Genomic DNA, 12,860 nt, shown 5'->3' with positions numbered 1-12,860 from the left:
ATAAATGTAGGAAAAGGTTTTTCTTTTCTTGTTATTGGCAAAAATATATGTAGATTACATTGCCGTTATCACTTCGTGTTAGCGGCTATTTTTTTCATCGCCTAAAGAAATATGGTTTATAATAAGATTAGGGCGCAATAGACTGGTTAATAGCAGGACAAGGTGAAAAATAAAAAAAGAGAATTTCTTGTTTTGTGTAAATGTTTTTTATAATATTTGACATGTTGACAGATTATGAAATGAAAGTGAGTGATCCATGTGGATCTAACGCAAATTCAAAACCCTAGTTTTTTGAAAGAGATGTCTATCAGTGAACTAGAGGGATTGAGTGAGGATATTCGTAAGTTTTTAATTGAAGAGCTCTCTCAAACAGGTGGACATATTGCGCCTAATTTAGGTGTAGTAGAACTCACAATTGCTCTGCATAAATTATTTGATAGTCCGAAAGATAAATTTTTATGGGATGTAGGACATCAATCCTATGTACATAAAATTTTAACTGGACGTGCAAAAGAATTCGGCACATTAAGGCAATATCAAGGTCTATGTGGTTTCCCAAAACGTTGTGAGAGTGAGCACGATGTATGGGAAACTGGCCATAGCTCGACATCATTATCTGCTGCAATGGGAATGGCTCTAGCACGTGATTTAAAGAAAACGAAAGAATATGTTATACCAATCATTGGTGATGGCGCTTTAACGGGCGGAATGGCTTTAGAGGCATTGAACCATATTGGACATGAAAAAACAGACATGATTGTTATTTTGAATGATAATGAAATGTCAATTGCGCCAAACGTTGGTGCGCTTCATAATGTGCTTGGACGTCTACGTACCGCAGGAAAATACCATTGGGTAAAAGATGAGCTAGAGTATATTTTGAAGAAAATCCCAGCTGTCGGTGGGAAAGTTGCTGCGACAGCAGAGAAAATAAAAGATAGTCTTAAATATTTACTAGTATCTGGTGTCTTTTTCGAAGAGTTAGGCTTTACATATTTAGGTCCAGTCGATGGACATGATTATGAAAAGTTATTCGAAACGTTGCAATATGCAAAGAAAACAAAAGGCCCAGTGCTTGTTCATGTTATTACGAAAAAAGGAAAAGGTTACAAACCAGCTGAGAGTGATGTTATTGGCACTTGGCATGGAACAGGACCTTATAAAATTGAATCAGGTGACTTCGTTAAACCGAAAGAAGTTGCACCAGCATGGAGTGCTGTTGTTAGTGAAACAGTACTTAAGTTAGCGAGAACGGATGAGCGTATCGTTGCAATTACACCTGCAATGCCTGTTGGATCGAAACTTGAGAAATTCCAAAAAGAATTCCCAGATCGTATGATTGATGTAGGTATTGCAGAACAGCATGCTACAACAATGGCAGCGGGTATGGCAACGCAAGGTATGAAACCATTCTTAGCGATTTATTCAACATTTTTACAAAGAGCTTATGACCAAGTTGTTCATGATATATGCCGCCAAAATTTAAATGTTTTCATCGGAATTGATCGCTCTGGTTTAGTAGGAGCAGATGGTGAAACGCATCAAGGTGTATTTGATATCTCATTCTTACGCCACTTGCCGAATATGGTACTTATGATGCCAAAAGATGAAAATGAAGGGCAACATTTAGTATACACGGCGATGCAATATGAAGATGGACCAATCGCATTACGTTATGCGCGAGGTAATGGACTTGGCGTTCATATGGATGAAGAATTAAAGGCGATTCCAATCGGTTCATGGGAAACGTTAAAAGAAGGTACACAAGCAGCTATTTTAACATTTGGTACGACAATACCAATGGCAATGGAAGCGGCTGAGCGTCTTGAAAAGGCTGGTATTTCAGTGAAAGTAGTGAACGCTCGCTTCATTAAACCAATGGATGAAGCATATTTACATGATCTCTTAGGAAAAAATATACCAATTTTAACGATTGAAGAAGCTTGCTTAATTGGTGGTTTTGGAACAGGAGTAGTTGAATTTGCGTCTGAGAACGGGTACCATAGTGCGTTAGTTGAACGAATGGGTATTCCAGATCGTTTCATAGAGCACGGTAGTGTAACAAAATTATTAGAAGAAATCGGTTTAACGACAGATGCTGTTGTAGACCGTATTCATACAATGATTCCATCAAAACAAAAAAGGGCGTAACAAATGAGTGCGAAAAAAGAAAGAGTAGATGTACTATTAGTAGAGCGAGGGCTTATAGAAACACGTGAGAAAGCAAAACGCGCCATTATGGCCGGCCTTGTATATGCGAATGAGATGAGATTGGATAAGCCAGGGGAGAAAATCCCACAAGATACAGAGATTACGGTGAAGGGGCAAGTTATGCCGTATGTAAGCCGTGGTGGTTATAAACTTGAAAAGGCATTAGAGACATTTCATCTTGATTTACAAGATAAAGTTATGATAGATATTGGTTCATCAACTGGTGGCTTTACCGATTGCGCGCTTCAAAATGGAGCGAAATTATCTTATGCATTAGATGTAGGGTACAATCAACTTGCGTGGAAATTGCGTCAAGATGAGCGTGTTGTCGTAATGGAACGAACGAACTTCCGTTACGTAACACCAGCAGACTTAGAACGTGGTTTACCGCAATTTGCTAGTATCGATGTTTCGTTTATATCATTAAAACTTATATTGCCAGTTTTAAAAACAATGCTTATGCCGAATGGGGATGTAGCAGCGTTAATTAAACCGCAGTTTGAAGCTGGAAGAGAGCAAGTTGGTAAAAAGGGTATCGTTCGTGATCGAAAAGTACATGAGGCTGTCGTAGAAATGATTGTCGACTTTTCTATAAAAGAAGGATACGACGTAGAAGGCTTAACATTCTCACCAATTACGGGCGGGGATGGTAACATTGAATTTTTAATTCATCTGAAATGGCATGGTGAACGTGAGAATGGCGAAAATCATTCTCCAGTTTCTGTTGAGCAAGTAGTTACAGAGGCCCATGATGTCCTAAAACAAAAAGGGAAAGGGGAATAACATATGTTGTTCCTCTTTTTGTTGTAATTGTATAATGATTGTAAAAACAATTGTGTACAAGTAACGAATTATAAGTTAACATAAATAAGTGAAGTATACCAATGTTTAAACTATGGTAAGAGATAGTGTGAGGTGCAAATGTATGAATAAAGGTCAGCGCCATATTAAAATCAGGGAAATTATTGCGAACAAAGAAATTGAAACACAAGATGAATTAGTTGATATTTTACGTAATGAGGGATTTAATGTAACGCAAGCAACAGTATCGCGCGATATTAAAGAATTGCACTTAGTGAAAGTGCCATTACATGATGGTCGCTATAAATATAGTTTGCCAGCAGATCAACGATTTAACCCGTTACAAAAATTAAAACGTAATCTAGTGGATTCATTTGTAAAATTAGACACGGCAGGACATATGCTTGTGCTAAAAACATTGCCTGGTAACGCTCATTCACTTGGAGCACTTATTGATCATTTAGAGTGGGATGAGATCATCGGAACCATTTGTGGTGATGACACTTGCTTAATTATTTGCCGTACACCTGAAGATACAGGTGTTGTCTCTGATCGTTTCTTAAATATGCTGTAACAAAAAATCTTGTTTGCTTTCCTCTGTAAAGTGGAAAGTGAACAGGATATTTTTATTGGTTAAAAACGTGAATTCTTAATTGTAATATAATATTTTCTTTGAATAAAATTAGGAAATAGGTGGATTGACCCGTAAAACAAATGTTTGGTACAATGGAGCGGTTAGAAAAGTAATTTATACATACAAACATATAGTATGACTATTTGAATAAAGAACTGAGAAAAGCCCTTCATAGGGGATTAGTTTATAACGAGGTGAATGGGGCATTGTTATCGGAATTATCGATTAGAAACTTTGCTATTATTGAGGCATTAAATATTTCTTTTCAAAAAGGATTAACGGTTTTAAGTGGTGAAACAGGGGCCGGAAAATCGATTATTATTGATGCGATTAGTTTACTTGTAGGTGGCCGTGGTTCAGCAGAATTTGTTCGATACGGAACAGAAAAAGCTGAGATAGAGGGGCTATTTTATGTGGAAGATGATAAGCATCCATGTATTGAAAAAGCAGAAGAGTTGGATATAGAAATAGAAGACGGCATGATTATTTTGAAGCGTGATATCGCTGCAAACGGAAAAAGTGTATGTCGTGTAAATGGAAAACTAGTTACCCTTAGTGTGTTAAAAGAAATTGGAAAAACACTTGTTGATATTCATGGACAACACGAAACGCAAGACTTAATGAATGAAGAACGTCATCTATTTATGCTCGATCATTTTGATGGAGAGCGTATCGTTAAACAATTAGAGATATACCAAAACGTATATGCTGACTATGAGAAATTAAAAAAACAGTTGAAATCGTTAAGTGAAAATGAACAACAAATGGCACATCGTTTAGATTTAATTCAATTTCAGCATGAAGAAATCCGTAAAGCGGATTTAAAGATAGATGAAGAAAATGACTTAACTGAAGAACGATTGCAAATTTCTAATTTCGAAAAGATTTATAAAGCATTAGGTGACGCGTATCGCTCGTTAAGTGCTGACGGACAAGGGTTAGATAATGTACGAAGCGCAATGGGACAAATGGAGAGTATTACACATTTAGATGAAGTGTATCAAGAAAATCATGATTCCATTGCCAATAGTTATTATTTATTAGAAGAAGTTGCCTATCAACTAAGAGAAAAGCTCGATATGATGGAATATGATCCGAATCGCTTAGATGAAATTGAAACGCGTTTAAATGAAATTCGTATGCTAAAGAGAAAATATGGAAATACTGTAGAAGAGATTTTAGCGTATGCTGATAAAATTGAACAAGAAATTTTTACGATTGAAAATAAAGACGTTCATATTGAAACGACGAAGAAACAGTTGAAGGAATTAGAAAGTGTTATTCTGAAAGAAGCAACGTTGTTAAGTAATATGCGTCATGAACTTGCAGAGCATCTTACAAATGCCATTCATCAGGAATTAAAAGAATTATATATGGAAAAAACAAAATTTGAAGTGAGAATTATGAAGCGAGAAGGAAATGCAGAAGAGCCTCTCGTGGAGGGAGCACCGGTAAGACTTACAGCGGATGGTTACGATCATGTGGAATTTTATATTTCAACAAATCCGGGTGAGCCGCTAAAACCACTTTCAAAGGTTGCTTCTGGCGGAGAGTTATCCCGTATTATTTTAGCTTTAAAAAGCATTTTTTCTAAGCATCAAGGTGTTGCATCTGTTATTTTTGATGAAGTGGATACTGGTGTAAGTGGCCGGGTCGCACAGGCTATTGCGGAAAAGATTTATCGAGTATCAGTAAACTCACAAGTACTTTGTATTACGCACTTACCTCAAGTAGCTTCAATGGCGGATTCGCATTTATTTATTCGAAAACAAGTAGCAAATGATCGAACAATTACATCAGTTACCGTTTTAACTATGGAGGATAAAGTAACAGAAATAGCTCGAATGATTTCTGGTGTGGAAATTACAGATTTAACGACAGAACATGCGAAAGAATTACTTACGCAAGCGCATCATTTTAAACAGACAGCAGAGGCTATCCAGTAATGGATAGCTTTTTTTCTCAAATGATGATTTCTTAATTCTTCCGGTTATAAATAAAGCATTGCAAGGAGAGATTAAAAAGTGAAGCCAAAAGGCTGAATGTGGGGTAGGAGCGAGGAGAGTGAACAAATTGAAATTAGAAAGATTTCGCAAAATAATAGGTATTTTTCTCCTTGTTTCTTTAGTTTTTATTGGGTGTTTTAAACCGCTTCGGACGTTTATTTCATCTCCGAAGCAACTTGTTGTTTTTGAAGGACAACAATCAGAAATAGCTTCATTACCAGTGTTTCAAGCTTCATCTACAGATCGTCATGTGTTTACAGTAAGTTCAAATGAACAAAAACAAGGACTTATGGTAAATTCTCATCAAAATGGTGAAGCAGATATGGTGTTTCAGCTTGCTGGTTTTCCAGTGAAAAAAGTAAATGTGAGAGTATTAAAAGATTTCAAAGTTATTCCAGGTGGACAATCAATTGGTGTAAAGTTAAACACAAAAGGGGTACTTGTTGTAGGCCATCATTTAATTCAAACTGAAAAAGGGAAAGTATCTCCTGGTGAAACAGCTGGTGTGCAAATTGGAGATATGATTACTGAAATTAATGGTAAAACAATTGAAAGAATGAGTGATGTAGCACCATTTATTCATAATAGTGGGGAAACAGGCGAACCGCTTAATCTCGTTTTGTTAAGGGATGGAAAGCATATCCGCACTAAATTAACACCACAAAAAGACAGTGGAGAATCGTCTTATCGTATTGGTTTATATATTCGTGATTCGGCAGCTGGAATCGGAACAATGACATTTGTTCATCCGGATTCTATGAAATATGGGGCACTTGGTCATGTCATTTCTGATAACGATACGAAAAAACCGATTCAAGTCGAAGATGGACAAATTATGCGTTCGACAGTTACATCAATTGAAAGAGGTAGTCATGGGAATCCAGGGGAGAAATTAGCGAGGTTCTCACCTGATCGTGAAGTGATTGGCAATATTACAATAAATAGTCCATTTGGTATTTTTGGCAAATTGAATACAAATATGACAAATGGCGTAATGGATAAAGCAATGCCTATTGCACTATCTCATCAAGTAAAAGAAGGACCAGCAAAAATATTAACGGTTATTGATCAAGATAAAGTGGAAGCGTTTGATATTGAAGTTGTGAGTACAGTACCGCAAAAGTTTCCGGCAACAAAAGGCATGGTAATAAAAGTAACAGATAAACGTTTATTAGCGAAAACAGGTGGTATCGTACAGGGGATGAGCGGAAGTCCAATTGTACAAAATGGAAAGGTAATTGGCGCTGTTACACATGTATTTGTAAATGATCCAACATCAGGGTATGGTGTTCATATTGAATGGATGTTACATGAGGCTGGAATTAACATTTATGATCAAGAAAGAAAAGCGAGCTAATTAATAATTAGCTCGTTTTTCTATTGAAAAATTCGTTGAAATTTTGTAAAAGCTCCGCAAGAGGTGTTTTTTGTTGTAAAATAAAAGGAAAGGGTTGAACGTTTCGTTGTTTTTCTATGATGGAATGTGTTGCGAAAAGGAATAAATAAACGATAAACATATTTTTTTGTGATTTTATCGGAAAGTAACAAACTTTAAAAGGGAATTTTCACACAATTGTCGAACAATTCATGTAGCCTAGAAGGATACACATGTCGGAGAATCGATTCGGTAAGGGAGGAAAAGCTGTGGAGAAAATTAAAGTATGTCTTGTGGATGATAATAAAGAATTAGTATCAATGCTAGAGAGTTATGTAGCTGCTCAAGAGGATATGGAAGTAATCGGTACTGCTTATAATGGTCAAGAGTGTTTAAATTTATTAAAAGATAAGCAGCCGGATGTACTTGTATTAGATATTATTATGCCACATTTAGATGGGTTAGCTGTACTAGAGAAAATGCGCCATATTGAAAGGTTAAGACAGCCTAGCGTAATTATGTTGACAGCGTTTGGACAAGAAGATGTGACGAAAAAAGCAGTTGACTTAGGTGCGTCATATTTCATATTAAAACCATTTGATATGGAGAATTTAACGAGTCATATTCGTCAAGTGAGCGGTAAAGCGAACGCTACTATTAAACGTCCACTGCCATCTTTCCGATCAGCAACAACAGTAGATGGAAAACCGAAAAACTTAGATGCAAGCATTACGAGTATCATTCATGAAATTGGTGTGCCTGCTCATATTAAAGGGTACATGTACTTAAGGGAAGCAATTTCTATGGTGTACAATGACATCGAATTACTTGGATCTATTACGAAAGTATTGTATCCAGATATCGCGAAGAAATATAATACAACAGCAAGCCGCGTTGAGCGTGCAATCCGTCACGCAATTGAAGTAGCATGGAGTCGTGGGAATATCGATTCTATTTCGTCCTTATTCGGTTATACAGTATCTATGTCAAAAGCAAAACCTACGAACTCTGAGTTCATAGCAATGGTTGCGGATAAGCTGAGACTTGAACATAAGGCTAGCTGAGAATAGAAGAAGTAAGGGATTTAAGTTTTAATAAAGCTTAATAATTCTTGAAATGTATACTCGATAGTAAATTTAAAACCAATGAACTTTTTAATTAATGACCAATGAATGTTAGAATTCGTTGGTCTTTTTATTGTACATGTTCGAAGTGAAGGTTAAATTGAATCATGGTATATCCAATGAGGGATTTTAGCAAGGAAGCCATCCATGATATAATAGAAAATAATAAAAAGTCCTGCGAAACAGGACTGTATTATTCTTCGTCTTTATTTTGTTTTTCTAATTCAACTAACTTTTGAATTAAAATGTGCTGCGGCATATGCATAAGTTGTTCAAGTGGAACACCTAATGCTTTTGATAGGCGGACTGCAGTGTCTGGAGAAATTTGTAATGGTCTCATAGAAGTACCTCCTTTTTCGTATAGTATAGCATAAGATTGGGGGAGTGAGGATGACTCTTATATTTGCACATCGTGGTGCAGCGGGAACGTACCCAGAAAATACGATGATTTCATTTGAAGCAGCTGAATCTTTTAAGGCAGATGGAATTGAGCTGGATGTTCAATTAACGAAAGACGGAAAGGTTGTCGTCATTCATGATGAAACAGTGAATCGGACAACGAATGGAAAAGGTGCGGTTCGAAATTATGTATATGAGGATTTATGTAAATTAGATGCGAGTTATAAATTTGGTGATAAAGTAGGATTTTGTAAAATACCTCTTTTAGAAGAGGTGTTAAAATGGATTGAAAAAACAGAGTTGTTACTTAATATTGAACTTAAAAATAATAAAATTCCATACAGAGGTTTAGAAGAAGAAGTTATAACGCTTGTACGGAAATTTAATCTAGAAGATCGTGTTATATTTTCTTCATTTAATCATTACAGTATGAAAAGGTGTCATATGATGGCTCCAGATATTCAAACAGCGATTTTATATCGCGAAGGTTTGCATAGTCCGTGGGCATATGCAAAAAAAATGGGGGCTACAGCAGTGCATCCTAATTATCGTTATCTTCAAGATGCTGTTGCCGAACTAACGATGGAAAGTGATGTAGAGGTTCGGCCCTATACAATTAATGAAGAAACACTTATGCGTAAATATTTTGATATGAATATTTCGGCGATTATTACGGATTATCCTGAAACGGCAAGAACATTATTGCCAATAAAAAAATGAGACCGCTTGTAACGGTCTCATTTTTTTATTTGTAAATAGTAGGGCTTTCCTATCTTCGAAAGCGAGCTTGTACTTTATTTCGTTTACGATCTCGGTGTAAGACGAAACCACCAAAGATATAAAATCCGAGCGCGAAGCAGAGAGCCCCGATTAAAAATTGTAACCATAGTATAGAGAGTGGAGGAAATAAAATCCCGAATACGGTATCTCTCATTAACTTAATGCCAAACACAGCTAATGAAATAGGGATGAGTGCTAATAATAGAGCAAGGTAACGCTGCATATAAACGCTCCTTTTCAGATTATTTTGTTTATTTTAATGATGTTATATGAAAAGGGGGTTTGTCAAGAGGGGGCTGAACGAGTAAGATAAGGGTGTGAAAAATTTTGCAGAGATACTCCGAGAGGAAGTGTAATATATGAAACAAAAAGTTTTAATTGTTGGTGCAGGTGAAGGTGGTAGTACACTGCTGCGTCTGTTACAGAGTTCGAATATATTTCAAATTATAGGGATTATTGATATAAATCCGATAGCAAAAGGGTTACAGATGGCAAAGGAATACGGGATTGCAATTGGAGAGAGTGTGACTCCGTTTCTTTCTATGCACATTGATGTAATGTTTGATATGACAGGTGACGATGATTTACATAAAGATTTATTAAAGAAAAAGCATAAAGATACTCTTCTTATACCAGGTGATATTGCAAAAATTGTTACGAGATTAGCACATGAGAAGGAAAATTTAATTGGAAAGTTAGAAGAGCAAACGCAGCAAGGTGATTTAATTTTAAACTCTACGCATGACGGTATGATAGTGATTGATCAAGAAGGACAAGTTCGCCTATTCAATAAAAGTGCAGAACGTATTATCGGATATAAAAAAGAAGATGCGGTAGGGAAATATATTTTAGAAGTTATTCCGACTAGTAAGTTGCTTCGTATTATACGTACGAAACAAATAGAAGTAAATTATGAACTGACGCTTGAAAATGGAAAGAAAATTATTACAACCCGTATTCCAATATTAAAAGAGGGAGGAGAAGTGCAAGGGGCATTTGCAATTTTTAAAGATATAACAGAGGTTGTAGATCTTGCGGAAGAAGTTACAGATTTAAAGGAGATTCAAACGTTACTTGAGGCGATTATTAACTCGTCTGAGGAAGCCATTTCGGTCGTGGATGAAAAAGGTCGAGGGTTAGTAATTAACCCTGCATATACGAAATTAACAGGTTTAACAGAAGAGGACATTATTGGAAAGCCAGCTACAACTGATATTGTAGAAGGTGAAAGTATGCATATGAAAGTACTTCGAACGCGTAGGGCGGTACGAGGCATACATATGAAAATCGGACAAAAAAAGCGAGATGTAATTGTAAACGTAGCACCAGTTATTGTGGATGGAATATTGAAAGGGAGCGTCGGTGTAATTCGCGACGTATCAGAAATTCAAAAATTAACAAATGAACTGAATAGAGCAAGGCAAATCATTCGAACGTTAGAAGCGAAATATTCATTTGATGACATTGTCGGAAATTCAGATGAAACAACGGCTGCTATTGAACAGGCGAAACTGGGGGCGAATACACCAGCAACAGTGTTGTTACGCGGGGAGTCGGGGACAGGTAAAGAATTGTTTGCGCATGCTATCCATAATGGAAGTAATCGGAAATATAATAAGTTTGTTCGTGTAAACTGTGCGGCTATTTCGGAGACATTGTTAGAAAGTGAATTGTTTGGTTATGAGGAAGGGGCATTTTCTGGCGCGAAAAGAGGGGGAAAACGTGGATTCTTTGAGGAAGCGAATAACGGCAGCATCTTTTTAGATGAAATAGGGGAACTATCTGCAAATACGCAAGCGAAACTCCTTCGCGTTTTGCAAGAGAAAGAAATTGTAAAAGTTGGTGGAACGAAAGCAATTCCTATCAATGTCAGAGTAATTGCAGCGACGCACGTGAATTTAGAAAAAGCCATTCTAGAAGGGAAGTTTAGGGAGGATTTATATTATCGATTAAATAAAATTCCAATTCAAATTCCATCTCTTCGTCAGCGTAAAGGGGATATACCGGCAATCGCAGACAGATTAATTCAAAAAATCAACCAAGATTATGGCCGAAATATAGAGGGGCTCACTAATTCTGCTATTTCATATTTACAATCATATGAATGGCCAGGGAATGTGAGGGAACTTGAAAATATTTTGGGGAGAGCTATTATCTTTATGAATTATAACGAGACCTATATTGATGTACAACATTTACCGCCATTACATAACGAAGAGCAAGTGGAGTCAAAGCAAGCTCATTTATTGCCTGAGTTAGAAGAAAAGCCACTTGAGCATTTAGTGACGGAGTTTGAAGGGAATATCATTCATGAATATTTAGAGAGATTTGGTGGAAATAAAACACAAACAGCAAGAGCGTTAGGAATTTCGGTTCGAAATTTATATTACAAGCTAGAAAAGTATGAGTGTGCAAAAAATAGCATGCAATAAATTGCGTACCGTGCAATTTATTGCATGGTATACAAAAAGCGACAAAATAAGACAGAATCTTTTGTTATTTTCCAAAGTATTGATTTTACTGTGTTTTGAATGCGTTTTCATTATTGGTAAGACCACTTTTAAAAGTTGGCACGGTATTTGCTTAATAAAAAGACGAGGGACGACGGAAAGGGTTGATTACAAAATATGAAGTTAGAACACTTAATTGATCAAGCGGCAGGCCAGCCTAAAAAAACTGTGGCTGTAGCAGTAGCTGAAGATCATGAAGTAATTGAAGCTGTAGCGAAAGCAATTACATTACAGCTAGCTCAATTTCGTCTATATGGAAATCAAGAAAAAATAATGGGGATGCTACAAGAACATAGTTTACAAACTTCAGAACATATTGAAGTGATTGCAACACAGTCAAGTGCTGAGGCTGCAGAACTTTCTGTTAAAGCTGTAAGAAATGGCGAAGCAGATGTGCTTATGAAGGGGAACATCCCAACAGCAAATATTTTGAAAGCTGTATTAAATAAAGAGTGGGGACTTCGTAAAGGTAGCGTACTTTCACACGTTGCAGCATTTGAAGTTCCGAACTACAATCGTCTCATTTTTGTTACAGATGCAGCGATGAACATTGCACCTGATGTAACACAAAAAGCTGCTATTATACAAAATACTGTAGAAGTTGCCCGGGCAATAGGAATTGATTTGCCGAAGGTAGCACCAATTGCAGCGGTAGAGGTTGTGAATCCTGCGATGCAAGCGACAATTGATGCAGCGATGTTAACTCAAATGAATCGCCGCGGACAAATTAAAAATTGTGTCGTTGATGGACCACTTGCTTTAGATAATGCAGTATCACAAATTGCAGCAGAACATAAAGGCATAGTAAGTGACGTAGCAGGTAAGGCAGACATTTTACTCGTCCCAACAATTGAAGCTGGAAATGTACTATATAAATCACTCGTATACTTTGCGGATGCAAAAGTAGGAGCAATAATTGCTGGCGCAAAAGCACCGATTGTTTTAACATCTCGTGCTGATTCAGCAGAAACAAAAGTATATTCATTAGCATTGGCAGTTGCCACTGCTTCAAAATAAACC

11 protein-coding genes are annotated in these 12,860 nt (G+C 36.7%); 9 read left to right on the top strand and 2 right to left on the bottom strand.

All coding sequences use genetic code 11. The annotated features are described in order from the left end of the window. Positions 1-258 precede the first annotated feature (258 nt). The 6 genes from dxs (at position 259) to spo0A (ending at position 8,091) form a co-directional block, all read left to right on the top strand. Positions 259-2,151: a 1-deoxy-D-xylulose-5-phosphate synthase gene (dxs, locus tag MR147_RS18440; protein ID WP_000366458.1), complete on the top strand. Its 1,893-nt coding sequence runs from the start codon at positions 259-261 to the stop codon at positions 2,149-2,151. Positions 2,152-2,154: 3 nt separating this feature from the next. Next, entirely contained in the window at positions 2,155-2,994 is an 840-nt protein-coding gene (locus MR147_RS18435; protein WP_001274745.1) for a TlyA family RNA methyltransferase, read from the top strand. A 142-nt stretch (positions 2,995-3,136) separates the two neighbouring features. After that, entirely contained in the window at positions 3,137-3,586 is a 450-nt protein-coding gene (argR, locus tag MR147_RS18430; protein WP_001032581.1) for an arginine repressor ArgR, read from the top strand. A gap of 266 nt (positions 3,587-3,852) precedes the next feature. Then, positions 3,853-5,592, top strand: coding sequence for a DNA repair protein RecN (recN, locus tag MR147_RS18425; protein ID WP_074607153.1), 1,740 nt, complete (start codon positions 3,853-3,855; stop codon positions 5,590-5,592). Between the two features lie 118 nt (positions 5,593-5,710). Beyond that, positions 5,711-7,009, top strand: a complete 1,299-nt coding sequence (gene spoIVB / locus MR147_RS18420) for a SpoIVB peptidase (protein WP_074607155.1) — start codon at positions 5,711-5,713, stop codon at positions 7,007-7,009. A 287-nt stretch (positions 7,010-7,296) separates the two neighbouring features. Further along, positions 7,297-8,091 (top strand): sporulation transcription factor Spo0A, encoded by a 795-nt coding sequence (gene spo0A / locus MR147_RS18415; protein WP_014297988.1) that lies wholly within the window; start codon positions 7,297-7,299, stop codon positions 8,089-8,091. A gap of 253 nt (positions 8,092-8,344) precedes the next feature. On the opposite strand, the gene MR147_RS18410 is transcribed toward spo0A, so the two are convergent. Then, positions 8,345-8,491: a YycC family protein gene (locus MR147_RS18410; protein ID WP_001247671.1), complete on the bottom strand. Its 147-nt coding sequence runs from the start codon at positions 8,489-8,491 to the stop codon at positions 8,345-8,347. A gap of 50 nt (positions 8,492-8,541) precedes the next feature. Here MR147_RS18410 and MR147_RS18405 point away from each other — a divergent pair, with 50 nt between their 5' ends. Continuing rightward, a complete protein-coding gene (locus MR147_RS18405; RefSeq protein ID WP_000172563.1) occupies positions 8,542-9,270 on the top strand; it encodes a glycerophosphodiester phosphodiesterase in 729 nt (242 codons plus the stop codon). A gap of 49 nt (positions 9,271-9,319) precedes the next feature. Here MR147_RS18405 and MR147_RS18400 read toward each other — a convergent pair whose 3' ends face one another. After that, complete coding sequence (locus MR147_RS18400) at positions 9,320-9,553, bottom strand: DUF2627 domain-containing protein (protein WP_001190187.1); 234 nt, start codon at positions 9,551-9,553, stop codon at positions 9,320-9,322. A gap of 136 nt (positions 9,554-9,689) precedes the next feature. Here MR147_RS18400 and MR147_RS18395 point away from each other — a divergent pair, with 136 nt between their 5' ends. Continuing rightward, a complete protein-coding gene (locus MR147_RS18395; RefSeq protein ID WP_000811008.1) occupies positions 9,690-11,762 on the top strand; it encodes a sigma-54 interaction domain-containing protein in 2,073 nt (690 codons plus the stop codon). Positions 11,763-11,957: 195 nt separating this feature from the next. Then, a complete protein-coding gene (gene yqiS / locus MR147_RS18390) occupies positions 11,958-12,857 on the top strand; it encodes a phosphate butyryltransferase (protein WP_074607157.1) in 900 nt (299 codons plus the stop codon). Positions 12,858-12,860 lie beyond the last annotated feature (3 nt).

Origin of the sequence: Bacillus cereus group sp. BfR-BA-01350, from assembly GCF_022663775.1 — a bacterium.
GTDB lineage: Bacteria > Bacillota > Bacilli > Bacillales > Bacillaceae_G > Bacillus_A > Bacillus_A paranthracis.
Note: the sequence above shows the minus strand (reverse complement) of the source record. Positions and strands in the feature narration are given on the sequence as shown.

What these genes read in the sequence shown, in the direction of transcription:
- MR147_RS18400 (WP_001190187.1), bottom strand. Translation starts at nt 9,553, where the DNA reads ATGCAGCGTTACCTTGCTCTATTATTAGCACTCATCCCTATTTCATTA.
- yqiS (WP_074607157.1), top strand. Translation starts at nt 11,958, where the DNA reads ATGAAGTTAGAACACTTAATTGATCAAGCGGCAGGCCAGCCTAAAAAA.
- MR147_RS18405 (WP_000172563.1), top strand. Translation starts at nt 8,542, where the DNA reads ATGACTCTTATATTTGCACATCGTGGTGCAGCGGGAACGTACCCAGAA.
- MR147_RS18435 (WP_001274745.1), top strand. Translation starts at nt 2,155, where the DNA reads ATGAGTGCGAAAAAAGAAAGAGTAGATGTACTATTAGTAGAGCGAGGG.
- MR147_RS18395 (WP_000811008.1), top strand. Translation starts at nt 9,690, where the DNA reads ATGAAACAAAAAGTTTTAATTGTTGGTGCAGGTGAAGGTGGTAGTACA.
- argR (WP_001032581.1), top strand. Translation starts at nt 3,137, where the DNA reads ATGAATAAAGGTCAGCGCCATATTAAAATCAGGGAAATTATTGCGAAC.
- MR147_RS18410 (WP_001247671.1), bottom strand. Translation starts at nt 8,491, where the DNA reads ATGAGACCATTACAAATTTCTCCAGACACTGCAGTCCGCCTATCAAAA.